The sequence below is a fragment of the Pseudomonas sp. M2(2023) genome (genome assembly GCF_030263955.1).
Taxonomy (GTDB): Bacteria; Pseudomonadota; Gammaproteobacteria; order Pseudomonadales; family Pseudomonadaceae; genus Aquipseudomonas; species Aquipseudomonas asiatica.
In genome coordinates, this window is sequence record NZ_CP127114.1 from 2,047,153 (window position 1) to 2,073,233 (window position 26,081).

Annotated in this window: 20 protein-coding genes; 10 read left to right on the forward strand and 10 right to left on the reverse strand. The window is 63.1% G+C overall.

Annotated elements, in window-relative coordinates; translation table 11 throughout:
* Window positions 1-146: 146 nt before the first annotated feature.
* Window positions 147-1,223: an ABC transporter substrate-binding protein gene (locus tag QN085_RS09470; protein ID WP_024086648.1), complete on the forward strand. Its 1,077-nt coding sequence runs from the start codon at window positions 147-149 to the stop codon at window positions 1,221-1,223.
* A 263-nt stretch (window positions 1,224-1,486) separates the two neighbouring features.
* On the opposite strand, the gene QN085_RS09475 is transcribed toward QN085_RS09470, so the two are convergent.
* Both QN085_RS09475 and metH read right to left on the reverse strand, forming a co-directional pair.
* A complete protein-coding gene (locus QN085_RS09475) occupies window positions 1,487-1,702 on the reverse strand; it encodes a DUF2970 domain-containing protein (RefSeq protein WP_024086649.1) in 216 nt (71 codons plus the stop codon).
* 160 nt (window positions 1,703-1,862) lie between these two features.
* Window positions 1,863-5,570: a methionine synthase gene (gene metH / locus QN085_RS09480; protein ID WP_013971946.1), complete on the reverse strand. Its 3,708-nt coding sequence runs from the start codon at window positions 5,568-5,570 to the stop codon at window positions 1,863-1,865.
* 183 nt (window positions 5,571-5,753) lie between these two features.
* Here metH and QN085_RS09485 point away from each other — a divergent pair, with 183 nt between their 5' ends.
* From QN085_RS09485 to QN085_RS09505, 5 genes are all read left to right on the forward strand, one after another.
* On the forward strand, window positions 5,754-8,054 hold the full coding sequence (locus QN085_RS09485; protein WP_031324515.1) for a fatty acid cis/trans isomerase: 2,301 nt from the start codon (window positions 5,754-5,756) through the stop codon (window positions 8,052-8,054).
* A gap of 235 nt (window positions 8,055-8,289) precedes the next feature.
* Complete coding sequence (locus QN085_RS09490; RefSeq protein WP_023661227.1) at window positions 8,290-9,324, forward strand: acyltransferase family protein; 1,035 nt, start codon at window positions 8,290-8,292, stop codon at window positions 9,322-9,324.
* A gap of 58 nt (window positions 9,325-9,382) precedes the next feature.
* Complete coding sequence (nfuA, locus tag QN085_RS09495; RefSeq protein WP_003250416.1) at window positions 9,383-9,967, forward strand: Fe-S biogenesis protein NfuA; 585 nt, start codon at window positions 9,383-9,385, stop codon at window positions 9,965-9,967.
* Between the two features lie 221 nt (window positions 9,968-10,188).
* A complete protein-coding gene (locus QN085_RS09500; protein ID WP_024086651.1) occupies window positions 10,189-10,797 on the forward strand; it encodes an SCO family protein in 609 nt (202 codons plus the stop codon).
* Window positions 10,798-11,280, forward strand: a complete 483-nt coding sequence (locus tag QN085_RS09505) for a copper chaperone PCu(A)C (RefSeq protein WP_013971950.1) — start codon at window positions 10,798-10,800, stop codon at window positions 11,278-11,280.
* Between the two features lie 127 nt (window positions 11,281-11,407).
* Here QN085_RS09505 and QN085_RS09510 read toward each other — a convergent pair whose 3' ends face one another.
* The 8 genes from QN085_RS09510 to QN085_RS09545 all read right to left on the reverse strand — a co-directional run bounded on the left by QN085_RS09510 (window position 11,408) and on the right by QN085_RS09545 (window position 17,136).
* On the reverse strand, window positions 11,408-11,635 hold the full coding sequence (locus QN085_RS09510; protein ID WP_003260451.1) for a hypothetical protein: 228 nt from the start codon (window positions 11,633-11,635) through the stop codon (window positions 11,408-11,410).
* 72 nt (window positions 11,636-11,707) lie between these two features.
* The gene (locus QN085_RS09515; protein ID WP_023661230.1) at window positions 11,708-12,541 is read right to left on the reverse strand and encodes an AraC family transcriptional regulator; all 834 of its coding nucleotides are present in this window, start codon (window positions 12,539-12,541) and stop codon (window positions 11,708-11,710) included.
* A complete protein-coding gene (locus QN085_RS09520; protein ID WP_023661231.1) occupies window positions 12,538-12,852 on the reverse strand; it encodes an AzlD domain-containing protein in 315 nt (104 codons plus the stop codon). Before QN085_RS09520 ends, QN085_RS09515 begins: the two co-directional genes overlap by 4 nt.
* Window positions 12,849-13,541: an AzlC family ABC transporter permease gene (locus tag QN085_RS09525; protein ID WP_013971958.1), complete on the reverse strand. Its 693-nt coding sequence runs from the start codon at window positions 13,539-13,541 to the stop codon at window positions 12,849-12,851. The genes QN085_RS09520 and QN085_RS09525 overlap by 4 nt, the downstream gene beginning before the upstream one ends.
* Before the next feature lie 221 nt (window positions 13,542-13,762).
* Complete coding sequence (locus tag QN085_RS09530) at window positions 13,763-14,458, reverse strand: SEL1-like repeat protein (RefSeq protein WP_013971959.1); 696 nt, start codon at window positions 14,456-14,458, stop codon at window positions 13,763-13,765.
* Between the two features lie 138 nt (window positions 14,459-14,596).
* Window positions 14,597-15,679 carry a hypothetical protein gene (locus QN085_RS09535; RefSeq protein WP_023661420.1) on the reverse strand — a complete coding sequence of 361 codons (1,083 nt, stop codon included), beginning with the start codon at window positions 15,677-15,679 and terminating at the stop codon, window positions 14,597-14,599.
* Window positions 15,680-15,718: 39 nt separating this feature from the next.
* Window positions 15,719-16,345: a LysE family translocator gene (locus tag QN085_RS09540; RefSeq protein WP_013971961.1), complete on the reverse strand. Its 627-nt coding sequence runs from the start codon at window positions 16,343-16,345 to the stop codon at window positions 15,719-15,721.
* A gap of 2 nt (window positions 16,346-16,347) precedes the next feature.
* The gene (locus QN085_RS09545; RefSeq protein ID WP_013971962.1) at window positions 16,348-17,136 is read right to left on the reverse strand and encodes a YqcI/YcgG family protein; all 789 of its coding nucleotides are present in this window, start codon (window positions 17,134-17,136) and stop codon (window positions 16,348-16,350) included.
* Between the two features lie 159 nt (window positions 17,137-17,295).
* On the opposite strand from QN085_RS09545, the gene QN085_RS09550 reads away from it, so the two are divergent.
* The 4 genes from QN085_RS09550 to QN085_RS09565 all read left to right on the forward strand — a co-directional run bounded on the left by QN085_RS09550 (window position 17,296) and on the right by QN085_RS09565 (window position 26,058).
* Window positions 17,296-18,216, forward strand: coding sequence for a LysR substrate-binding domain-containing protein (locus QN085_RS09550; RefSeq protein WP_003260436.1), 921 nt, complete (start codon window positions 17,296-17,298; stop codon window positions 18,214-18,216).
* Window positions 18,217-18,351: 135 nt separating this feature from the next.
* Entirely contained in the window at window positions 18,352-20,712 is a 2,361-nt protein-coding gene (locus QN085_RS09555) for a DNA polymerase II (protein WP_285690587.1), read from the forward strand.
* 81 nt (window positions 20,713-20,793) lie between these two features.
* Window positions 20,794-25,305: an NEL-type E3 ubiquitin ligase domain-containing protein gene (locus tag QN085_RS09560; RefSeq protein ID WP_041506475.1), complete on the forward strand. Its 4,512-nt coding sequence runs from the start codon at window positions 20,794-20,796 to the stop codon at window positions 25,303-25,305.
* Window positions 25,306-25,503: 198 nt separating this feature from the next.
* Window positions 25,504-26,058, forward strand: coding sequence for a DUF4174 domain-containing protein (locus QN085_RS09565; protein ID WP_031325877.1), 555 nt, complete (start codon window positions 25,504-25,506; stop codon window positions 26,056-26,058).
* Window positions 26,059-26,081: the final 23 nt, after the last annotated feature.

A 26,081-nucleotide genomic window follows, 5' to 3' on the forward strand; every position in this document is an offset into this window, starting at 1 on the left:
ACGATAGCAGGTTGCGTTTATGCGCTAAAGTGATGTTTTTGCATATGAAAAGAACCAAATGGACTATGTGAGACTGACTGCCATTTGTGCGCTGGGCGTGGCTTGGCGTTTATAATCCGGCGTTTGCTTCGCAGGGATGTCAGCCCATGCTCAAGGCGTTGTGCCAAAGCTTGTGTCTTGCCTTGCCGCTGGCGGCAAGTGCGCAACCGGCTTCGGTGGTTTTCCTCAACCCGGGGCTGTCCACCGAGACGTTCTGGACCAGTTATACCCGCTTCATGCAGGCCGCCGCGGATGAGCTGGGCATGACCCTGCGCGTGGAGTACAGCGAACGCCGCGCCGACCTGGCGCTGACCCAGGCCAGGGCGATTCTGGGCGGACCGCAGCGGCCGGATTACCTGGTCCTGGTCAATGAGCGGTACGTGGCGCCGGAGATCATCCGGCTGTCGCGTGGCACCGGCGTCAAACTGTTCCTGGTCAACAACGGCCTGACTGCCAGCCAGGCCCGTAGCATCGAGGCCCAGCCGGGCAAGTATGCCGAGCTGCTGGGCACCTTGACGGCCAACGACGAGCAAGCGGGTTTTGAGATGTTGCACCAGATGGTCGCGCAATTGCCCCGCGACAGTGGGCCGGTGGACCTGCTGGCGTTTGCCGGGGTCAAGACCACCCCGGCCTCGCAGCTGCGCGAGGAGGGCATGCGCCGCGCCCTGGCCGACTTCCCCCAGGTGCGTCTGCGCCAGGTGGTATATGGTGGTTGGAGCCGCCAGCGCGCCTACGAGCAGGCGCAGCAACTGGTGGAGCGCTACCCGGCCACCCGCCTGGTATGGTCGGCCAACGACGAAATGGCCTTTGGTGCCATGCAGGCGTTCGAAGAGGCAGGGCGAAAGCCGGGGCGCGATGTGCTGTTCAGCGCCATCAACAGCTCGGCCGAGGCCCTGCGTGCACGTATCGACGGGCGTCTTAGCGTGCTGATGGGCGGGCATTTTACCCTCGGCGGCTGGGCCATGGTGATGCTGCACGATGATGCCCAGGGGCTGGCGGTGAACCGCGACGGCCTGCGCGAGCATCGCATCCCGGTGTTGCAGTCGATTGACCAGGCCAAGGCAACCCGTTGGCTGAAACTACTGGAACGGCCCGACTACGGTATCGATTTCCAGCATTACAGTGCCGAAGGGCGGCCGCCCGACTATAAGTACCCATTTCTGACATCACCGATCAATTATTGAAAGACCCTGCTTGAGGGAAGGGCATTGCTCGTCTTAACTGCTGGTGGTGAAGTGCATTCCCATAACCACTACAAGAGGCAATGCAATGGGAAACTCAACAAAGGTCCGCAAAGCTGACAGCAGCGTCGATGCCTGGGCGATCCTCTGCCTGATCGTTCTGGTGGTGGTCACTGCCGTGTATTGGGTCAGCCACCAGTAGACTTGTATTCAAGACCGTGATGCAGCCAGAGCGCCTGCGGGAGGGAGTCCCGCAGGCGTTTTTGCTAGCGCGCAAGGTGCAGGGCCAATTGCACCAGGCCGATCAGTATGGCAATGAACACCAGGGTGAACAGCGTCCCCAGCGCAATGAAATGGCTGGCCTTGCCGTGGGTGAAGTCGCGGGCGCGGTTCTTGCCGCTTTGCACGCCGAAGGCGGCAGCGAGGATGCTGTGCAGCATCTGCCAGAAGGTAGGGGGCTTGCCCTGGCTGGAATCGTCCATGGTGGCTCCTGAGGAAATCAGAGGCAATCAGGGACAGTGTAGGTGGCTATTGGGGCTGCTGTGCAGCCCATTGCGACACAAGGCCGCTCCTACAAAGGATTGCATTCTCCTGTAGGAGCGGCCTTGTGTCGCGATGGGCCGCAAAGCGGCCCCAAGGGTCTTAGCTGTCGTAACCCAGGTTAGGCGCCAACCAGCGCTCGCTGACGCTCACATCCTGGCCCTTGCGCGCGCTGTAGCGCTCGATCTGGTCCTTGTCGACCTTGCCCACCGCAAAGTACTGCGCCTGCGGGTGGGCAAAGTACCAGCCGCTGACCGCCGCCGCCGGGAACATCGCAAAGTGGTCGGTGAGGAACACGCCGCTCGGCCCGGTCTCACCGATGGCAGTGCCATCAAGCAGGCGGAACAGGGTTTCCTTCTCGGTGTGGTCCGGGCAGGCCGGGTAGCCGGGGGCCGGGCGAATACCGCGGTACTGCTCCTTGATCAGCGCCTCGTTGTCGAGGTGTTCGTCGCGGGCATAACCCCAGTGCTCTTTACGCACCTGCTCGTGCAGCCATTCGGCACAGGCCTCGGCCAGGCGGTCGGCCAGGGCCTTGACCATGATCGAACTGTAGTCGTCGCCCTTGTCCTGGTAGGCCTTGGCCACTTCCTCGGCACCGATGCCGGCGGTAGTGATGAAACCGCCCACGTAGTCGGTAACGCCACTGGCCTTCGGCGCGACGAAGTCGGCCAGCGACCAGTTGGGCTTGCCGTCCGGCTTGATGGTCTGCTGGCGCAGGTGGTGCAGGGTAGCCAGGGCCTGGCCGTCCTCGCCGTACACTTCGATATCGTCATCGGCTACCTGGTTGGCCGGCCAGAAGCCGAACACTGCGCGGGCGCTGATGAGTTTTTCGTCGATCAGTTTGTCGAGCATCTCGCGGGCATCTTTGTAAAGCGCCGTCGCCGCTTCGCCGACCACTTCGTCGGTGAGGATGCGCGGGAACTTGCCGGCCAGGTCCCAGGAGATGAAGAACGGGGTCCAGTCGATGTACTCGGCCAGCGTGCGCAGGTCGATGTCTTCCAGCACCTTGACGCCGGTGAAGGAGGGCACCGCTGGCTGGTAGCCAGCCCAGTCGTACTGCGGCTTGGCGGCGATAGCCTGGGCGTAGCTCAGGCGCTCGGTGCGGGCACTGCGGTTGGCGGTGCGCTCGCGTACTTCTTCGTATTCCTGGCGGGTCTTCTCGACGAAGCCGGCTTTCAGCTCCTTGGACAGCAACTGGGTGGCAACACCTACCGCGCGCGAGGCGTCGGTGACGTAGACCACGGCGTCGTTGCTGTACTTGGGCTCGATCTTGACTGCGGTGTGCGCCTTGGAGGTGGTGGCGCCGCCGATCATCAGCGGCAACTGGAAGCCCTGGCGCTGCATTTCGCGGGCCACGTGGACCATCTCGTCCAGCGACGGCGTGATCAGGCCGGACAGGCCGATGATGTCGCACTTCTCGTCGCGGGCGGTTTGCAGGATCTTCTCGGCCGGCACCATCACGCCGAGGTCGACGATGTCGTAGCCGTTGCAGCCCAGCACCACGCCGACGATGTTCTTGCCGATGTCGTGCACGTCGCCTTTTACTGTGGCCATCAGGATCTTGCCCTTGGCTTCCGGCTTGTCGCCTTTCTCGGCTTCGATGAACGGAATCAGGTGCGCTACCGCCTGTTTCATCACGCGGGCCGACTTGACCACCTGGGGCAGGAACATCTTGCCCGCGCCGAACAGGTCGCCGACCACGTTCATGCCATTCATCAGCGGGCCTTCGATCACTTCGATCGGGCGGGCGCACTGCTGGCGGCATTCCTCGGTGTCTTCGACGATGAACGCGGTAATGCCCTTGACCAGCGCGTGCTCCAGGCGTTTTTCCACCGGCAGCGAGCGCCACTCTTCGTTTTCCACTTCCCTGGTTGCGCCGCCGCCCTTGTAGTCGTCGGCAATGGCCAGCAGTGCGTCGGTGCCATGCGGGGTGCGGTTGAGCACCACGTCCTCGACCTTTTCACGCAGGGCAGGCGGGATCTCGTCGTAGATCTCCAGCTGGCCGGCGTTGACGATACCCATGGTCAGGCCGTTCTGGATCGCGTGGTACAGGAACACCGAGTGGATGGCTTCCCGCACCGGGTTGTTGCCACGGAACGAGAACGACACGTTGGACACACCGCCCGAGCTCAGGGCGTGCGGCAGGTGGTCGCGGATGTAGGCGCAGGCCTCGATGAAATCGACGGCGTAGTTGTTGTGCTCTTCGATGCCGGTGGCGACGGCGAAAATGTTCGGGTCGAAGATGATGTCTTCCGGCGGGAAGCCCACTTCATTGACCAGGATGTCGTAACTGCGTTGGCAGATCTCTTTCTTGCGCGCGGCCGTGTCGGCCTGGCCGACTTCGTCAAAGGCCATCACCACTACGGCAGCGCCATAGCGCTTGCACAGGCGGGCGTGGTGCTTGAACTGCTCGACGCCTTCCTTCATGGAAATGGAGTTGACGATGCCCTTGCCCTGAATGCACTTGAGGCCCGCTTCGATCACTTCCCACTTGGACGAGTCGATCATGATCGGCACGCGCGAGATGTCCGGCTCGCCGGCGATCAGGTTAAGGAAGCGGACCATGGCGGCCTGGGAGTCGAGCATCCCTTCGTCCATGTTGATGTCGATCACCTGGGCGCCGGCCTCGACCTGCTGCAGGGCGACTTCCAGGGCTTCGGTGTAGTTCTCTTCACGGATCAGCCGGGCGAACTTGGCAGAGCCCGTGATGTTGGTGCGCTCGCCGACGTTGACGAACAGCGACTGGCGGTCGATGGTGAACGGCTCCAGGCCCGACAGGCGGCAGGCCTTGGCGATTTCCGGAATCTCGCGCGGCTTGTACTTGGCCACGGCCTCGGCAATGGCCTGGATGTGGCCCGGCGTGGTGCCGCAGCAGCCGCCGATGATGTTGAGGAAGCCGCTGGCGGCGAATTCCTCGACCACCACGGCCATTTCGGCCGGGGTTTCGTCGTATTCACCAAAGGCGTTTGGCAGGCCGGCGTTGGGGTGGGCCGAGACATGGGTGTCGGCCTTGGTCGCCAGCTCTTCCAGGTACGGGCGCAGGTCCTTGGCGCCGAGGGCGCAGTTCAGGCCCACGGAAATCGGCTTGGCGTGGCGTACCGAGTTCCAGAACGCTTCGGTAGTCTGGCCCGACAGGGTACGGCCCGAGGCGTCGGTGATGGTGCCGGAGATCATGATCGGCAGTTCGATGCCGTCTTCCTCGAACACCTGCTGCACGGCGAAGATCGCCGCCTTGGCGTTGAGGGTGTCGAAGATGGTCTCGATCAGCAGCAGGTCGGCGCCGCCCTCGATCAGGCCGCGGGTGGCCTCGATGTAGTTCGTTACCAGCTCATCGAAAGTGACGTTGCGGTAGCCTGGGTCGTTGACGTCCGGGGAAATCGAGCAGGTGCGGCTGGTAGGGCCGAGCACGCCAGCGACGAAGCGCGGCTTGTGCGGGGTTTCCAGGGTCTTGGCATCGGCCACCTGGCGGGCGATGCGCGCGCCCTCGACGTTCAGCTCGTAGACCAGCGATTCCATGCCGTAGTCGGCCTGGGAAATCTGCGTGGCGTTGAAGGTGTTGGTTTCGAGGATATCGGCGCCGGCATCCAGGTAGGCCTTTTCGATGGCGGCGATCACATCCGGGCGGCTGAGCAGCAACAGGTCGTTGTTACCTTTGACATCGCTTGGCCAATCGGCGAAACGCGTGCCACGATAGTCGTGTTCCTCGAGCCGGTAGCTTTGGATCATAGTACCCATGCCGCCGTCGAGGATCAGGATGCGCTCCTTGAGTGCGTTCTGGAGTGCTTGGAGACGAGCGCTGCGGTCGGACATAGGAACTACCTGGTCGGGCAAATTTCAGAAGGTGCAGAATCATAACAAAGCTGCGCGGTTTTTAGGCGCATCGCCCATTTGCATGAAAATGGCTCATGTTGGGCGGGCGTCGGCGAAGCAGAGCACCCAAGGACGACCAGGCAACAAATCGTGATGGCTTTCAATACCCAGGACTTTCCGCACATGGTGCATCGTATTCTTGCCGGCGTTTTCGCCCTGCTCATCTGCAGTGTGGCGTTCGGGCAAGCCCCCCAGTCGAGCCCGGCTATTTCCTACACCCGGGACATTCAACCGATCTTCACCGAGAAATGCGTGGCCTGCCACGCCTGCAACGACGCCGCCTGCCAGCTGAAGCTGGAAAGCCCCGAAGGCGCGGTGCGCGGCGCCACCAAGGTGCCGGTGTATCAGGGCGAGCGCAGCAAGGCAGTGCCCACCACGCGGCTGTTCTACGACGCCCACAGCGAGGGCGAGTGGCGCAAGAAGGGCTTTTACTCGGTGCTCGACAACCAGGGCAGCCAGGCCGCGCTGATGGCGCGCATGCTCGAGCTGGGGCACAAGACCCCGCTCACGCCCAATGCCAAGCTGCCCGAGGAAATCGTCCTGGGCCTGAATCGCAACAACATGTGCCCGTTGCCGCAAGAGTTCGATGCCTATGCCGGCGCCCACCCCAAGGAAGGCATGCCACTGGCGGTAACCGGCCTGACCGACAAGGAATACGACACCATGCGCCGCTGGCTGGCCGCCGGTGCGCCGGTCGAGTACCAGCCGATCAAGCCAAGCGCGGCCGAAGCCAAGCAGATTGCCGACTGGGAAGAGCTGCTCAACCGCCCGGGTTCCACCGAGGCGCTGGTCGGCCGCTGGCTGTACGAGCATCTGTTCCTGGCGCACATCTACTTCGTCGGTGGCGAGCAGGGCCACTTCTTCCAATGGGTACGTTCGCGTACACCGAGCGGTCAGCCGGTCGACCTGATCGCCACGCGCCGCCCCAATGACCCGCCGGGCACCGATTTCTACTACCGGTTGATCCCGGTGCAGGGCGTGATCGTGCACAAGACGCACATCACCTACCCGATGGGGCCGCAGAAGCTCAAGCGGGTCAAGCAACTGTTCTATGCCGGCGACTGGCATGCCGCCGCACTGCCAGGCTATGGCCCGCGCCACCGGGCCAACCCGTTCGAAACCTTCGAAGCGATCCCGGCAGTGGCGCGCTACCAGTTCATGCTGGATAACGCCGAATACTTCGTGCGCACCTTCATCCGCGGCCCGGTATGCCGTGGGCAGATTGCCACCGACGTGATCCGCGACAACTTCTGGGCGTTGTTCCAGGAGCCGGCCCACGACCGCTACATCACCGATGCCAAGTACCGTGGGGAGGCCACGCCGCTGCTGGCCATGCCTGGGCAGATCGATGACGTGGGCAGCGTGCTGAGCCTGTGGCACGCCTACCGTGACAAGCGCAACGAGTATGAAAAACTGCGCCGCGAAGCCTATGCCGACATGCCGGCCCCGGGCTGGGCGACGCTATGGGCCGGTAACGACAACGCGTTGCTGAGCATTTTCCGCCACTTCGACAGCGCCTCGGTGACCAAGGGCCTGATCGGTGATGTGCCGCTGACCGTGTGGCTGTTCGACTACCCATTGTTCGAGCGCACCTATTACCAGCTGGCGGTCAACTTCGATGTGTTCGGCAACGTCTCGCACCAGTTGCAGACGCGCCTGTACTTCGACCTTATCCGCAACGGCGCCGAGGTCAACTTCCTGCGCCTGATGCCGGCCGACCAGCGCAAGGCGATCCTCGGCGACTGGTACCAGAACAGCGGCAAGGTAAAGATGTGGATGGATTATGAAGAAATCGACACCGATACCCCGAGCGGCATCCAGCTCGACCCGCGCAACCCCAAGCGCGACTTCGGCCTGAAGCTTCTGCAGCGTACCGGCAGCCTGAATGCCGCGCCTGACCCCATCAACCGCTGCCAGGGCGCGTTCTGTTCACGGCCGCAGGTCAGCGAAGAGTTCCGCAATGCCGAGCAGTCGCTCAGCCGCCTGGTGTCGCGCCCGGCTGCCGGGTTGAAGGTGATCAACCAGCTGCCCGAGGCAACCATGCTGCGCATCGAAGGGCAGGGCGGCCAGCGCCAGGTGTACAGCCTGCTGCGCAACCGCGCGCACAGCAACGTGGCGTTCCTGCTGGGCGAGGCGTACCGCTACCAGCCGGGGCTGGATACCTTGACCCTGTACCCGGGCGTGCTCAGCAGCTACCCCAACTTCATCTTCAACATCCCGACCAAGGATGTGCCCGAGTTCGTCGAGGACATGGAGTATGCGAAAGATGACCCGGCCAGGTTCGAGCGCATCGTCATGCGCTGGGGTGTGCGTCGCAGCCACCCAGAGTTCTGGCGCTACTTCCATGACCTGAACAGCTTCATCAAGGAGACCGAACCGGTCGAGGCGGGCGTGCTGGACATGAACCGCTACGAAAACCTCTGATCGGTTGGGCTGACCTTTCCGATTACCCTGCGGTCGGACTTGCTGGGTGGTCCTGATCGATTGCAAGGGGGCTGCTTTGCAGCCCTTCGCGGGTAAACCCGCTCCCACAGGTATGGCACCGCTCTCGAGGTCAGCGCTAACCCTGTGGGAGCGGGTTCACCCGCGAACGAGCGCGTAGCGCTCGCCCCTGCATTCGAGCCTGGGCCTCAATGCACCGGCAATTGCAGGGTTCTCCATGCTGTATTCGCTTCAGGCACTGCGGGCGTTCGCCGCCTGGGTGGTGGTCTGCCACCATTTCATGCAGATCTTCTTCGACTTCCAAGCCTCCGGCCCCATCGGCCAACTGCTCACCGACCGCGGCGCCGCAGGCGTCGACATCTTCTTCGTCATAAGCGGGCTGGTCATCTACCTGTCGACCCGCGACAAGGCCATCGAGCCCCGCCAGTTCCTGCTCAACCGGGCGCTGCGTATCGTTCCGGCCTACTGGTTCTACACGGCGCTGATGGCAACCCTGCTGTTGGCCTTCAGCCAATGGATGCCGCACCAGGCATTCACCTGGCACCACCTGCTGCTGTCGCTGCTGTTCATCCCGGCGGAAAACCCCGGTGGCTATGGCTTGTACCCGACCCTGAACGTGGGCTGGACGCTGAACTTCGAGATGTTCTTCTACCTGCTGTTCGGCCTGGCCTTTCTGGTGCGCCAGCGTCATCACCAGCTGCTGGTCACCGCCGCGCTGCTGCTGGCCAGCGAGATACTGGGCGGGCTGGGCGTGCTCAGCCGCTTCTACAGCAACGACATCATCTACGAATTCCTGCTAGGCATCGGCCTGGGCGTGCTGCACCGTCGCGGGCTGATTCACCAGGGCCGCTGGATGCCGTTGGCGTTGCTGGCGGTGGCAGGCCTTGCCATCTACCACCTGGACGCTTCCCGGCGCTTGCTGCACTGGGGCGTGCCGAGCGCAATGATCGTGCTGGCCTTCGTCGCCCTGGAGCCGGTGTTCCGCGGCAACCGGCTGCTCAAGGCGCTGGGCGACTGTTCGTATTCGGTGTACCTGGTCCATGTGCTGGTGCTGTACGCCGGCTGGTTCGCCAGCCAGCGCCTGCAGTTGAACCCGTACCTGGTGTTCGCCCTGTGCGTGCCGTCCATTGGACTAATGTCGTGGTTCAGCTACCAGTGGCTGGAGCGCGGCCTGTACCGGCGCATGCAGGCCTGGCTGGCGGCGCCACGGGGGCGGGCCCCTGAATATGCGCTTTCCCGAGTCAAATACTAGGACTTTGTTCGAAGGCCGGGTTGGCGTACACTTGGCCGCAAGTCTGTGAGGAACCTACATGAGCGCTATAACCATTACCGACGCCGCCCATGACTACCTGGCCGATCTGCTCTCCAAGCAGAACACGCCTGGCATCGGCATTCGCATTTTCATCACCCAGCCGGGCACCCAGTACGCCGAAACCTGCATCGCCTACTGCAAGCCGGGAGAAGAGAAGCCTGACGACACCGCCGTGGGTCTGAAGAGCTTCACCGCTTACCTGGACGCGGTCAGCGTGCCGTTCCTGGAAGACGCACTGGTCGACTATGCCACCGACCGCATGGGTGGCCAGCTGACCATCAAGGCGCCGAATGCCAAGGTGCCGATGGTCAACGAAGACAGCCCGATCAACGAGCGCATCAACTATTACCTGCAGACCGAGATCAACCCCGGCCTGGCCAGCCACGGCGGCCAGGTGAGCCTGGTGGATGTGGTCGACGACGGTATTGCCGTGCTGCAGTTCGGTGGTGGTTGCCAAGGCTGTGGCCAGGCCGACGTGACCCTGAAGGAAGGCATCGAGCGCACCCTGCTCGAGCGTATTCCCGAACTCAAGGGCGTGCGTGACGTGACTGACCACAGTCAGAAAGAGAACGCCTACTACTGAGGATGACGCGCTCCTACAGGGATCGCGTTGAACACACTCCCTTAGCAACAAAGTGTTACTGTTTCAACCCCTGCGACAACAGGCCGCAGCCCGTATTCAAAGGGCTGCAGCCGATCCTTGCCTTCGTCGGGTAGAACCCCTCGGGGTGTCGTGCCAGAATGCCCCGGTTTTTCGACCGGCCCGTCCCGAGGGCCGGCACCTTCCCTGTAAAGGATGGTTTCATGAATGATCTATATACCCGGCGCGCAGTTGTCGCCGGGATGGGCGTTCTCGGGCTTGGCCTGCTCGCAGGCTGCAGCCCGGCCCGGGGGCTCGAGTTCAAGTACGGCAAGAACATGAGCAACGAAATCCTTGGGCGCAAGTTCAGCCTCAAGGACACCCAAGGCAATGTGCGCACCCTGTCGAGTTTCTACGGCAGCATGCCGATGATCTTCTTCGGCTTCACCCAGTGCCCGGCCGTGTGCCCGACCACCCTGGCGCGCGCGGCGCAAATCCGCAAGCTGCTGCGCGGCCGCGATCGCGACCTGTTCCAGGTGGTGTTGATTACCTTGGACCCGGAACGTGACACCCCCGAAGTGCTCGATGCCTACGTGAAGGCGTTCGACCCGTCGTTCACCGCGCTGACCGGCACCCCCGAGGAAATCGCCGCGGTGGCCAAGGAATTCAAGGTGTTCTACGAGAAAGTCCCGGCCGGTGATACCTATACCGTCTCTCACTCGTCCACCAGCTACGTCTACGATACGCGTGGCACCCTGCGCCTGAGCCTGGGCCATTCCCTGACCGCCCAGGAATGCGCCGAAGACCTGGTCACTCTGATGGAGATCTGCTGAATGTCGATGCAACCGATCAAGCACGGCCTGGCTGCCCTGGTCCTGATGGGCCTGGCGCTGCCGGCCCTGGCCCAGACCACCGTAAGTGACGCCTGGGTGCGTGCGACCGTGCCGCACCAGCAGTCCACCGGTGCCTTCATGACCCTGACCGCCAGCAGCGACAGCAAGCTGGTGGGTGTGGCTTCTCCTGTGGCCAAGACTGTGCAGGTGCACGAGATGACCATGAACGGTGATGTGATGGGCATGCGTGAGGTCAAGGCGGTCGAGTTGCCGGCCGGCAAGGCGGTGACCCTCGACCCGAACAGCCTGCATGTGATGCTGATGGGCCTGAACAACCAGGTGAAGGAAGGCGAGAAAGTGCCGCTGACCCTGACCATCGAAGATGCCAAGGGGGCCAAGGAAACCCTGGACGTGCAGGCCGAAGTGCGTGCGCTCAACGCCGAGGCGGGCGGTGGGCATGATCACATGCACATGAAGCACTGATCAGGCTGAACCCTTTGGGGGCGCTTTGCGCCCCATCGCGACACAAGGCCGCTCCCACAGGAGAACGCGTATCCCCTGTGGGAGCGGCCTTGTGTCGCGATGGGCTGCCAGGCAGCCCCCGGTTCAATCAGCTGCGAAACTTGGGCAGCGGTCTGTCTAGGGTCAGCGAGGTCAGGGTCTTGCGGACCTGGGCCTCATCAGCCTCCAGAGCCTTGAGGCTTGCGCGGATCTTGCCGGCGGCGGGTACGTCGCCCTGCCGGTCGATCCAGTCGGCTATCTCCTTGCAGGCACTGCTCAGGCAGGCCTGGCGCTGGTTCATCAGCGACAGGAGGGTGGTGAGCTCTCTTTCGGACATGGCAGGATCCTCCATTCAGCCTTGTCAGTGTAGCAGTGGCTGGCCGGCCTGCCTGAGGCCGGCTGTCGCAGCTCAGCCTTGCAGGCAGGCGCTGCGATAAGCCCCTGGCGTTACCCCGTAGGCCTGCTTGAACTGCCGGCTCAAATGGCTCTGGTCGGCAAAGCCCAGGTCGAACGCCACTTCCGAGGCCACCCAGCCACGCTTGAGCATTTCCCGCGCACGGGCCAGGCGCCGCTGTTTCAACCAGGCATGTGGCGGCAAGCCGGTGGCCTGGCGGAACACCCGGGCGAAGTGGAACGGTGACAGGTTGACAGCCGCCGCCAGAGCTTCGAGCGAGGGTGGGTCGGCCAGCTGGCTTTCCAGCAGCTCACGGGCGCGGGCCACTGCCAGCGGTTCGTGGCCAGGGGCGGCAGGTTCGGCGCATTGCCCGTGCCGTTGCACCAGGGCCAGCACCGCCTGGCGCCAGGCGGTCTGCTGCTGCAGGGCGCTGGCGCCGGCTTCGGACAGCTGGTGCAACTGGCTGAAAGCAAGCGCCAGGGCCGGGTCGTGGATCACGCTGTCCTTGAAGCTGGGCATGCCGTGGCGGCCCAGTTCCAGTTCGTCGAGCACCCCGGTTACCCGTTCATGTTCCGGGTAGAACCCTCGGTAGCGCCAGCCCGCTTCGTGGGCGGTGGCCCCGGTGTGCAGCTCGTCGGGGTTGATCAGCACCATGCTGCCGACCGGCGCCAGGTGCTCGCTGCCGCGATGCCAGAAGCGCTGGGCGCCCGACTCGATCACGGTGAACACATAGCCTTCATGCACATGCGGGGCGAAGCGCTGCTGGAAATAGCGCGCGTGCAGCATCTCGACGTCGCCCAGTGCCGGCGCCTGCCAGAGGTGTGTCTGTTCGCGCAGGGGCGTGCTCATGCCAGCCAGCTGCGCAAGAGGAAGAAGATCAACATGCTCACCAGCATGCTCAGCAACACGCTGCGGGTCAACAGCACCAGGGTGATGGCCACCAGCGAACCCAGCAGGTAAGGGTTGAGCAGGCTCAGGTCCAGCTGGTGCTCGGGCATGAAGATGATCGGGCCGCATATCGCGGTGAGCATGCCTGGCACGGCAAAGCCGAGGAACTGCCTGGCGTTGGAGCTCAGACGCAAGGGCAGGCGCGGCTCCAGGAACGCATAGCGGTTGAGGAACACGATGGCGCCCATGGCAAAAATCAGGACCCAGGTCATGCGCGGGCTCCGGCGAATTTCTGGCAGACGAAACCGGCGCTCATGCCCAGCAGGCCTGCGGCCACCAGGGCGGTTTCCCAGTGCCAGTAGCTGAACAGCACCGAACAGAACAGCGACACTGCCACGCACACCAGCGTGGCCAGGTTGCGCACCAGCGGCGCGATCAGAGCGACGAAAGTGGCGACAATGGAAAAGTCCAGGCCGAGCTGGTCCAGGTGCGGAATGTTCTGCCCCAGCAGGATGCCGGCCAGGGTGAACAGGTTCCAGGCGACGTAGAAGGTCAGGCCCACGCCCAGGGCGTACCAGCGGTTGAACTGCTGCTGGTCGTACTGGCTGGTCAGGGCGAAGAACTCGTCGGTGAGCAGGAAGCCCAGGCCCAGGCGCCAACGCAGCGGCTGGCTGGACAGCACCGGGCGCATCGTCAGGCCATACAGCAGGTGCTGCGAGGTCAGCAGCAGGGTAGTCAACAGGATCGACGCCAGGTTGGCGCCGCCCTTGAGCATGCCGATCGCCACCAGTTGCGCGGCACCGGCGAAGACGATGGCCGAAAGCCCTTGCCCCTCCCAGGCGCTGAGGTTGGCCTCGATGGCCATGGAGCCAGCCAGCAGGCCCCAGGGGGCAACGGCCAGGGACAACGGGAGAATGGCGATGGCGCCGTGGAGAAAGGCTTGGCGGGCGATGTGGGGCATGGTGGCTGCAGTGCGTGTACTTGGCAGGCCAGCATGCCAGACGGGGCGGGGGATGGCTTGAACGATCTTGCTGGTCTCGACCTTGTGGGAGCGGCCTTGTGTCGCGAAAGGGCCGCAGAGCGGCCCCGGCAATATTTGCAGCGAAGCTGAAATCGTGGGGCCGCTGCGCGCCCCTTTCGCGACACAAGGCCGCTCCCACAGAGGTTCGCGACTGCTGATGGTCAGGGATGGCTGGTCAGGTGCTGCTGCGCCGTCACGCAGCCGTTGGTATCCACAGCCTTCTGCAGCAGGCTCTGGCGGTGCTGCGGGTCCAGGTCGCCGAGCAGGCGGTATACCTCGGCCTGGTAGTCGCGCTGGCGCCCCCACTGCATTTCCAGGCCTTGTGGCCGGTTGCGGTTGCAGGCCAGGTGCGTGGCCGGTTGCGGGTAGTAGGGCGCATACACGGTGGCCATGTTGGGGATGGCCTCCAGCGCAGTACGGTACTCGCTGCTGGCGTTGTAGGGAGGGCACCAGGTGGCGATGGCCGGCGCCGGTGCGGCAAAGCCCTGCCTGAGGCTGGCTTCGAGCAACGGGCAGGCGGCATCCGGGATTTGCGCGGCGGGCAGGTAGGTCATGTAGTACAGCGCCAGGCGGTACTGTGCGACCGGGTGGCCCAGCTCCACGGACTTTTTCAGCAAGGCGACCGCGGTCGGCAGGGTGTGGGCCATGGCCTGGCCCTGGCGGCTGAGCTCCGGGTCGCCGCCGACGGTCGTACGCAGCGTGCTGGCGCCGTCGTCCTGGTTGTCGGCCTGCTCCAGCAGGGGCAAGGCCTGGCGGTAGAGCAGGTCGGCATGAGGGTCGATGCGCACTTCCAGCGAGTGCGCAGCCAGTGGCATCAGGGCGATCAACAGTGGGGGCAAGCGAAGCATGCGGCTCACAGGCAAGCCCCAAGGGGTGCCAGGTACTGATGGATGGCTTCGATGTTCATGGCGGTCAAGCGTGCGCCTCGGGCAGATCGGAACGACGGCCTATTCTAGCCACCCAAAGGGCCTGGCCGGAAGACCACCCGGCAACTGTCAGACGAGCTTGATCGGTGTGACCTTGCGCTGGGCATGTTTTTCTTGGGCCAGGCCAAGCTTGGCGGTAATGACCTTGGCCAGGGCATTGTTGCCCAGATCGTTCAGATGCAGGCGATCGATGAACAGGTCGGCGCCGAACACCGGTGAGCTGCTGAGCATGCAATTCATGTCGTAGCAAGGCACCGGGTCGGCCTGGCTCTTGATGCGGCGGAAGAAGGCCGAGTGCAACTGGCTGTCGAATGCGCCGTCCAGCAGCCGGTCGAAATTCGCCGGTTGCCGCTGCAGCGCATTCAGCATTGCCTCCTCGCCAGCGGGCAGGCTATCCCGGCACCAGGGCAGCAACGGCTGCAGGATGAAGGTGAGGGTGGAATGGCTGTCTGCCAGCAGCCGGTCCCATTGGCGCAAGGTCCGGCCAATGTTGTCGGCGGCCCGGGTGAGGCGCTTTTCCGGAGGCGACAGCGACCAGGCGGCAGGTGTCACGGCCGGGGGCGTGGCCAACGCCTGACCGATGCGCCGCCACAGCGATTGCCGACGTGGCGTTGTAGTGGGCTGCATGCCTTCGCTGAAACTGTTGAGAAAGTCCTGATAGGCCTTGGCTTGCCGCGGGTCGTTCAGGCTGGCGAGGACTTCGCAGAGGGCTTCGTGGGCCAGGGTGTTGAGGCCGCTTAGCACCACCACATGGCCAAGCTGGCCAAGGCGGTGCTGGTGGGTCAGGAACATCAGCAGCTCCTGGCTCGCATTGAGCCCGCAGCCGGCCAGGCTCAGCCAGACTTCGCCAGTAAGCATCGACAGGTGCGAGGCCACCGTGTGTTCGTCTGAGCTGGCTCCGATGCCCAGCGCGGCGGAACCGCCGACCAGCAGGTTGATACGTGATGCACCACCGCGTTCGGCTACCGAAAAACGCTTGCCGGCGCAATGGCTGTAACGCAGGCCCAGGGCATCGGTGTTGATGGTGCCGGAGCGGTAGCCGGTTTCGTGCACATGCACGGTGTGCGGGGCACGCCGGCTGCCCAGCAGCAGAAAGCGCTGGTAGTCCTGTTGCAACGGCGAAGGTGAAGGGCTCGTGTCAATCGCAGTCATGGGTTCTCCTTCTCTCGCAGCGGGCACCGTGCATCACATTCAGGCCGCCAGCTCCCTGACGTTGTACAGCAGGCCGCCGGCGGCAATCAGCAGCAGGGCGACCCCCGAGGCCAGGCTGATCATGCGGTTGCTGCGTTGCGAGGCGATCTTGCCGATGGCGAAGATGTAAAGGCTGAGCACGGCAAAATCGATGGCCACCCACAGCAACGACAGCACCACCATGCTCTTGCCGAATGACTCGGTAATCTGGATGAACTGCGGGAAGAAGGCGATGAAGAAGATGATGTCCTTCGGGTTGGAGATGCCCACCATGAAACCTTGCAGCAGCCCGCCGCGGCCAGGCTTGGCGAGGTCGCTTGGCGCCTCGGCTGCAGGCGCCTGCAGGGCTTCCCGCAACGTGCCGACGGCGATGTAGCCGATGAACAGGCAACCCAGCAGGCTCATGGCACTGAGCCAGGCCTTGTCGATGGCGGCGCTGGTGAGAATGATCCAGGCCGCTGCGCCGATCAGCACCAGTGATGCCCAGTTGGTGCCGACAGCGGTGAACATGGCCTTGCGTGAGCCGGAGGAGGCCGCGGTGTTGACGATCAGTGCCACCACCGGGCCGGGGGTGGCGATCAGTAGCAGGACAGTAAGGGCATAGGTAGCGGTGAGTGCGGTATTCACGGTCAGGTCTCGATCAGTATGTCGGGTGTTGCCGGCTGTACGGCATGGGCGTGGAACGGGCAGCGGGACGGGTTGAGCGACCCTGCCTCCTGCAGTTGGTACTGCTTCCACTCGTAGTTGTCGGCATCGCCGAAGAAGCCAAGGGTGTCGGGCATGACGCCGTCGTTGTAGTGGTGCACGCGCTCGCGGATGCGTTCGCGGATACGATGGCCGCTTTCGGTGTTGACGTTGGCCACTTCGTCGAAGTTCGCCCGCGGGTTGATGACGAAGGTGATGTGTGGCCCCAGGTTGCGGCTTTTCATCTGCTGGTGGCCGGGGAAGTTCATGTTGATGAACAGCGGCATGCCGGCAAAGCAGAACGACCAGGCATTGTCGTCGGGGTCGGTCGGGATGCCCTGCGGCCAGGGATGCGGGTCGCGCGCGTGCACGCCACGCAACACCTTCCAGGCCAGCGCCTGTTGCTCGGCCAGGGTGTAGTCGGCGGCAGTTTCGAGAAACACCACCAGTGGGCTGCCGATACGCTGCTTGGGTGGGATAGGTGCGACGGTGCGCACGTAGTCGGCCAGGCCCATGGCGATGTCATCGGCCAGCTGCCCGGCGCGGGCGAAGAGGATGTGGCAGGTTGCGCCGTTTACCGCCTTGCGGCCGAACAGGCAGGGGAACTCGGGGTTGGCGAGGACACTGCGAAAATGTTCTACGGCTTTGTAGGTCCAATGTCGCGCGTTGCGCACATGGTCAGCGGCCAGCTCTAGCGCATCCAGGCGATAGCAAGTTCCATAACCCGTCGACATGATTTCCCCAGGCGTAAATTTGATGAACGTTCAAGTCACATGCAGGCAGGATCTTGGTTATGTTTATTATTTACCCGCATTTTCCGAGACGTCCTTGGCGTTGTAAAACGCGTGGAACTATGACCTACTATTAGTCTTACTCATGCTCGGGGCGTCGCCATGTCGGAACGGATTCAGGCTTTGCACGCGCTGCGTGCCTTCGAGGTGGCCTCTCGCTATGGCTCATTTACCCGTGCAGCGGAAGAGCTGGCCCTGACCCAGGGCGCCGTCAGCCACCACATCAAGACCCTCGAAGCCATGTTCGGCTGCGACCTGTTCGAACGCCGCGGGCCGAAGCTGGCCCTGACCGAGCACGGCCGCCTGCTGGCGCAGGAACTCAAGGTTGGCTTCAAGATCATCGAAAATGCCTGCGCCCTGCTGCGTCAGGACCGCTACGGCCTGCGCCTGAAGGCGCCGTCCACGCTCACCGTGCGCTGGCTGCTGCGGGCGCTGGATGCGTTCAAGAAGACCGAGGACAACTGCAGCGTGCAGCTGTCCAGCGTGTGGATGGACATCGACAGCGTGGACTTCTATTCCGAGCCCTACGACTGTGCGATCCTCCTGGCCAACGGGCGTTTTCCCGCCGATATCGAGAGTTTCAAGCTGTTCGATGAATGGCTGATCCCGGTGTGCCACCCGGATTACATGGCCCAGGCACAACCGGACCTTGCCGACCTGGCCCAGTGCGAATTCCTGCACCCGTCCCCTGACCGACGAGACTGGCGGCGCTGGCTGGCTCGCATGGACGCGCTGGACATCAGCATCGATCACGGGCAAGTGTTCGATACCCTCGACCAGGGCATCTCGGCCGCACAGCAAGGCCTGGGTATATCGGTGGTCGACCTGGTGCTGGCCAGCGCCGACCTGTTGGCCGGGCGCCTGGTCACGCCGTTCAAGCACGCGGTGGCCACCGGCGACGGCTATTACATGACCTGGCTCAAGGCCAGCCCCAAGGCGCGGCAGATGCACAAGCTGCGCGAGTTCCTGCTTGGCCAGGTGCCACCGCTGCCCTGCAAGGACATCAATTACCTGTACGGTTGAACACGCGTTCGAGCAAGCGCCCGGCGCTGACAATATTTCGGCAAACACCTGCTGGCCCCAACAAAATGCGCTGCGACGGTGCGTCAGCGGTAGAATCCCGCAATCAGCACAACAAACGATTCAGAGGTCGACGCGGTGGAGTTGCAGCAGGGCTTTGTCCTGACCCGACATTGGCATGACACGCCCGAAGGCACCTGCGTGGAATTCTGGCTGGCCACCGACCAGGGGCCACGGCAGCTGCGCCTGGCGCCACAGGTATCGGTGGCATTCATCCCCCAGGCGCAGGAAGCGCACGCGCGGGTGCTGCTGGCCAACGAAGCCGGTGTCGAGTTGCGGCCGCTGCAGCTGAAGGACTTTGACCAGCGCCCGGTGTTGGGCCTGTACTGCCGCCAGCACCGGCAACTGATGCAGTTGGAGCAACGCCTGCGCACGGCCGGTATCGAGGTGTTCGAAGCCGATATTCGCCCGCCCGAGCGCTACCTGATGGAGCGCTTCATCACCGCCCCGGTGCAGTTCACCGGCCAACCGGATGCCCAAGGCGTGCTCTGCGATGCCCAGCTCAAGCCCCTGCCGGGTTATCGCCCGCCGCTGCGCCTGGTGTCGCTGGACATCGAGACCAGCGAGCGGGGCGAGCTTTACAGCATTGCCCTGGAAGGCTGTGGCCAGCGCCAGGTGTACATGCTCGGGCCGGCCAATGGCACGGCTGATGTCCTGGATTTCGACCTGCACTACTGCACCGACCGCGCCGACATCCTGGCCTGCCTCAACCAGTGGATGGCCGAGCACGACCCGGATGCAATCATCGGCTGGAACCTGATCCAGTTCGACCTGCGCCTGCTGCACGAGCACGCCAAGCTGCTGCAGGTACCGCTGGCACTGGGGCGCAATGGCGCGCCGATGACCTTGCGCAGCCATGCCGGTGGTGGCCACGTGTTCGCCGATGCCCCGGGGCGGCTGCTGATCGACGGCATCGAGGCGCTGCGCTCGGCGACCTGGAGCTTCCCGTCGTTCAGCCTCGAAAGTGTCGCCCAGACCTTGCTCGGAGAAGGCAAGGCCATCGACACGCCGTACCAGCGCATGGATGAAATCAACCGCCGCTTCGCCGAGGACAAGCCGGCGCTGGCGCGCTACAACCTCAAGGATTGCGAGCTGGTGACACGCATCTTCGCCCACACCCGCCTGCTCGAATTCCTGCTGGAGCGGGCCTCGGTCACCGGCCTTGCGGTGGACCGCAGCGGTGGCTCGGTGGCTGCGTTCTGCCACTTGTACATTCCGCAGATGCACCGCCTTGGCTTTGTCGCGCCCAACCTTGGTAGCCGCCCCGACGAAGCCAGCCCCGGTGGCTTCGTCATGGATTCGCGCCCGGGCCTTTACGACTCGGTGTTGGTGCTGGACTACAAGAGCCTGTACCCGTCGATCATTCGTACCTTCCTGATCGACCCGGTGGGGCTGGTCGAAGGCTTGCGCCTGCCCGACGATGAACACTCAGTGGAAGGCTTCCGCGGTGGGCGTTTTTCCCGTAGCGAGCATTGCCTGCCGGCCATCGTCGAGCGGGTATGGCAGGGCCGGGAAGCAGCCAAGCGCGAGGGCAACGCGCCGCTGTCGCAGGCGCTGAAGATCATCATGAATGCCTTCTACGGGGTGCTGGGTTCGAGCGGCTGCCGCTTCTTCGACCCGCGCCTGGCTTCGTCGATCACCATGCGCGGCCACCAGATCATGCGCCAGACCCGTGCGTTGATCGAAGCCAGGGGCTACGAGGTGATCTATGGCGATACCGACTCCACTTTCGTCTGGCTCAAGGGCGCCCACGGCGAGGAGGCTGCAGCGCGCATCGGCCGTGAGCTGGTGGCCGAGGTCAACCTGTGGTGGTGCGAACACCTGCGCGAGCAGCTGAACCTGGAAAGTGCGCTGGAGCTGCAGTTCGAGGTGCATTACCGGCGCTTCCTGATGCCCACCATCCGCGGCACGGACGAAGGCAGCAAGAAGCGCTACGCCGGGCTGGCGCAGCGGGCCGATGGCAGCGAGCAGATGGTCTACAAGGGCCTGGAGTCGGTGCGTACCGACTGGTCGCCGCTGGCCCGGGAGTTCCAGCAGGAGCTTTATGGCCGGATATTCCGCGGGGAGCCTTACCAGGCGTATGTGCGCGATTATGTACGGCGCACCCTGGCGGGCGAGCTCAATGAGCTGATGGTGTACCGCAAGCGTTTGCGCCGGCCGCTAGCCGATTACCAGCGCAATGTGCCGCCGCACGTGCGTGCGGCCCGGCTGGCCGATGACTACAACCGCCGTCTTGGCCGCCCGTTGCAATACCAGCGCGGCGGCTGGATCAGCTATCTGATCACCCTGGCGGGCCCAGAACCCCTGGAAAACCTGCAAGCGCCGGTGGACTACGAGCATTACCTGACGCGGCAGCTGCAGCCGGTGGCCGATGCCATCCTGCCTTTCGTTGGCGACAGTTTCGAAGGGTTGACCGGCCAGCAGCTGGCGCTGTTCTGAAGAGGTGGTAGCTATCTAGCTGATCGCTTGGCAAGCCTGCGTCTAGTGTCGGGCCTTTTGATCAGCCCGAGGCGCAACATCGTGACTACACCCAGCAAGGAACAACCGCCAACTGCCGATACGCTGGCCATGGAGCAGGCCTATCAGGACAACCTCATCGTCAAGCGACTGCCCAGATGGATTCGCCGGCTGCGTATCGTATCGCCGACCGAGCAGAACATCCCGGCCAACGGTCTGTATGAATCGCAGCATGCTGCATTGCGCGAGGCGTTGAAAGACAGCCTGGCCTGTCGACAGTGGCTGGAAAAGGAGCTTGCGCGCATCCAGGGCATCGACCGTTTCGTCAAGCCGCTGCTGCAACACGCCATGCAGGAAGAATTCGGCACCAGGGAAAATGTCGATGGCCTGTATTTCAGGCGCTGGTACACCTACACCGCTCCCAGCCAGGGCACCGTGTGGGGGCGCTATCCGGTTTTGGAAAAGGACTATTTCGACGTACCGCTGATCGAGGCGGCACTGGACAACTTCACGCCGGGCGAGGGGCGGAACGAGCAGCACAAGGATAACTGCATCGTCGACAGCCTGTCGCGACGGCTCGCCTCACCAACCGCACCAGCCTTCGCACGCTTGTGCCGCCAGCTGGATCTGGGCAAGCGCTATCAACAGCACCTGGACAGCGTGCTCAAAGCGCCGAGCAGCCAGGCAAGCGGCTGGCGCAGCATGGCTTCGACACTTGCCCAGCTTTACAGCTCGGTCATGCTGATCGATGCCTGCAAGGCTAAAGGTGATGGAGTCCTGAGTGCTGCCGAACTGGACCTGGTGCTAGAGCTATGCAAGCACGGCAGACCTGGCACGTTGTACGAGTCGAAAGTGGTGGCCCGGCAACTCAAGGCGTTCGGCTGCGATTTGCAACAGATCGTGATACTCGATCTATTTCATGACAAAGTCAGCCGCAAGATCCTTGTCTACATTCCCGATGACCCCCACGGTCCCTGGACCGCAAGCCGCGACCTGGAAAGCTTCACCCGTAAGGTCTTGGGCAAGCGTCTGCGAGACAAGCGCTATCAGGATTTCTTCAAACGCTTCGTACGCCGGCGCGACAGCCAGCAGTTCTTCTCCAGGGTTGCCAAGGACCTGGTGAGCGTCGCCGATTGGGCAACCCGGGAAATGGACCAGCACATACGGGACTACCCGCTACCCTTGTTCGCCCACCTTGCCGACGAGCGCATTGCCCATATCAAGGACGATGCTGCGCTGATTGCCACGCCGGTGTCAGAACTGGATCGCAAGGCCCAGGAAGCCCATCAACAAAGGTTGGTTGCCGAGGGTTGGACACTGGCCACCGTGGCGGGCGTGTTCATCCCCGCACTCAATGCACTGCTGCTGGCGGTAATGGTCTGGGACCTGCTGGGCGAGTTGTTCCAGGCCGTGGAAGACTGGCGCGAGGGCGATACCAGCGCCGCAATGGACCATGTACTCAACGTGACCAAAGACCTGGCCGTGATCGGAGTAACCGCTGTGGTATGGCGGGAAGCGAGCCGGGCCTGGGCCGCATTGGACCAGTGGGTGCCAGCGCGCCTGGAAGACGGCAGCGAGAAGCTCTGGAATGGAGACCTGGTGCCGTTTCGCAGCGCTGCACCTCCCGCTGGGGAAGTGGCCGATGAAATGGGCATCTACCGTGCCCAGGACAGAAGCTGGATGACCATGGACGGCCACAACTATGAAATCGTCCAGCGCGCAGATGAAGAGTGGCAACTGGCACCACGAGATGGTCATGGGCCTTTGTTGCGTCACAATGACGCCGGTGCCTGGCGGCTATGGACCGAGCAACCGGCCAGCTGGACAGACAAGCACCGGATGTTCCGTCGCCTTGGTGAGCGTTTCGCTCGCCTGGATGATGAACAGATTGACCAGGCCATGGCCGTCCATGCCCTGGATGCAGACCATCTTCGGGCGCTGCATGTGTACGGCCGGCCACCTGAGGCCGAGCTGGTCGATACCGTAGAGCGCCTACTGATCGACCGCCGGCTGCAAACCCTGCTGGACGATCTGAAGCTTGGGCGGGTGCCGGAGGACGCGCCGTTGCTGGCGAAGGCCCGCGCCTTGCCTGGCGTCACCGAGCAGGGCGGGCCAGCATTGGCGGCGCAGGTCTCGGCAAAGCGGCGCCAGCTGTTTCAACAGGTGTATGACGGGCAGCAGGAGCCAGACGATGCGGCGGTGGCAACCTTGCGCAAGGCATTCCCGAGCCTGCATCGCCGAGCGGCGCGCGAGCTTGTGGGTGAGCTTTCGGCAGAAGGTGCGGAGTTTCAGGCACTGGTCAGCGGCACGGTGCCGTTTCGGCTGGTCGAAAGGGCCAGGCTGAGCGTACTGCGCATACGTGTTGCGCGTGCCTGCGAGGCGCTGTTCATCGAGACGCCCCAAACCCTGGACCAGGCCAAGGTCGCGCTGACGCTGCTGGAGACTCTGGATGTCAGGGAGGCCAGGCCGCGCTGGCGGCTGTACGATGGTGATAGCCCGCAGCCGATAATGACTACTGCTGGCGACGGGCAGAACTACAGGCTTTTGCATGACGACGGGCAGTTCGAGCTTGAAGATGCGCTAGGCATCGAGCTGCGCGGCCCCGGCGAGCTGTTCGAGACCTTGGCGGCTGCGTTTGCCCCGGCCGATCATGCTGCACTCGGTATCACTGAACCCTACGCCCCGGGTTTGAGAGCAGTGTTGGCCCGGCAAATGCCCGGGCACAGCAGGGTACTCGCTCAGGTGTTGGGCAAAAACCCTCGACAGCCATGGATGCTGGCGCCGCTGCGCCTGGAGGATGGCAGGGTCGGCTACCCGCTGGGCGGCAGCCAGGGACGCTTTGCCCGGCCTGCGTCCCGACCCCGGGCGTTCGAGGCGCGTCTGCGCGACCTTTACCCAGCGTACAGTGACGAGCAGATCGAAGCCTGGCTGACCGCCTTGCATGTTTTGGGGCGTGATACCGACACCGAGCTCGGTGTGCTCGAAGAGCAGGCCCGCCGTTTGAGCGAGCACCTGAAAAGCTGGGAGCGGCGAGGGTTGCTGGTCGGCGAACGAGCCGAGCGCAAGCGGTTTCGCAAAGCACTCATGCAATGCTGGCGGGCACGGGTACCCGGTCTGGTTGCACCTGAAGATGAACCTCCGGCTTTGGTGTGGCATTACGAACCGCGCGACCTGTGCTCATTGCCTGAATTGGGCCCACTCTTCAGCTTCCCGCATATTACCGAACTTTCCCTGCGTAGCCTGTTGCTGAAAGAAGTGCCAGAGCAATTCCTGCTTTCATTCCCCAATTTGACCTCGCTGGAACTGAGTTACAACCAATTGCGACGTCTACCAGAGAGCCTGTCGTTGCTCAATGACCTGCGCATACTCGACTTGTCCGGCAATCGCATCTCACTGGACGAACCCCAGGCTCGAGCGCTTGGGCTCTGCAGCCGGTTACGTTACCTGAACCTTTCGGACAACCGCTTGAACATGACCTTTTCTGTGGCGGGGATGAGCCAGTTGGCCGAACTGCGTCTGCGCAATGCCGGGTTGGTATTGCTGCCAGAGGGCATCACGGATTGTCAGATGTTGTACATGCTCGATGCTTCCCACAATTCCATCTCTCTATTGCCCCCTAACTTCATCCTGTCAACGTTGTGGCAACACGGTTACGTGGCGCTGTCAGGCAATTCTGTGCTTCTGCAACAGGCTGAAGATGCGCAGGCGGCCTGGAACATTCCGGAGGATAGTTCAGTTCCTCAAAAGTTTATGTGGATGGACCGCCTGCACCCCCTGGACCCCCTGAACCGCCTGCAAGACGATAGGCGCGAAATTCTGGGTATCCTGTGGAGCAGTATCGAGCAAATGGATGGAGTGACGAACTTCATGCGACTGCTGAAACAGCTCACGCGCTCGCGAGACTTCACCCATCCTCGATATGGGGAATTGCTGGCCTCACGCGTTCTGACCATGATGGAAAAGGTGGACAACTCTCCAGCACTGGCCAATGAAATTTTCCCCTTTGCACTGGTTGAGAACTGCCCCGACAATGCCACGGTTGTCTTCCAGCAGCTTGAAATTCGATACTATGTGTGGGAAGCCGAGCAGGCTGCCCCTTCTGGCAACAAGGAACAAGTCCTGGTGAAACTGGCGCGGCAGTTGTGGAGGCAAAGGGAACTTGACTTCATCGCTTTGCGCGAGGCTGAGGCTGCTGGTTGGGCGAGCGAGTCCATCGAGTGGGTGCTTGCCTACTCGATCCGCTTGCGCGAGAGGCTGGACCTGCTTGACAACGCGCGAAGCATGCTCCACCCCGCGATCCCGCACCTGGATGACGCTTCGGTCATGCGCGCCGCTGAGCAGGTAAGACTTAACGAGCCTGGATCGCTGCCGGTGTGGATGGCCCAGCAACCGTTCTGGAAAAATTATCTCGAGCGACGTTATGTACGCGAACTGGAAGTGCCGCAGCGTTTTTACGACCAGTTGGCGGAAGATGCTGATGCAAAGTCCTCCGAAAGGTTGCAGGCGCAGGTCAATGAGTGGACGGAACAAACCGAACTCCAACTGACCAACGAGGCTCTGCGACGGTGGGTATGACAAGGGCGCATTGGACTATGCTCAATTTACGCGTGATAGACGTATTTTGGGGGCTCGGGACAGGGAATGAGCGTACTTGGTAACCGCCGGTTACTGTTCATTCAAACATGGAGGCCTTTTGCTGGTTTACGCTCGCTCGTCGGATCTTTCGCCCTGATCTGTAGTCTTCTGGTTTATCGAGAGAATAAGGAGATACGCATGCTCGTCCGGTCATTGACCCTCGCCACCTTGCTCGCGCTTGTCGGCCCAGTGTTTGCCGCCGACAGTGACGCACCGCTGGCCAAGGAACTGGGCAAGGCCAGGCCCTTGGTCGTCATTGCACCCAGCAGCGCCGACCCGACATTGCGTGGGTTGAACGAGGCCCTCAAGGACCCGGCCACCCAGGCCGCCTTCAAAGAGCGCAACCTGGTGGTGTATAGCGTTGCCAACATGATGGGCAAGCGTGAGGACAAGAACCTCGAGCAGCAGACCACCATGGCCCTGATCCGCGAGTTGAAGCTGGGTGCCAGCAAAGGCACCAAGGTGATCCTGGTGGGCAAGGACGGTGAGCGGCACATGCTCAAGGACGACGAAGAGGGAGGGGCCATCGACCCGCAGGTGATCCTCAAGGCGGTCGATGATCTGCCCGCCAGCGAAAAAGCCGTGACGGCGCCGGAGCCTGTGGCAGCGGCGGCACCGGAACCCAAGGCCAAGGACAGCAAGCCTGCCAAACCCGCCAAGCCGGCCGCGCCACCCAAGCCGCTGGAAGACTGACCCTGCACGACGGCCCCGAGGCA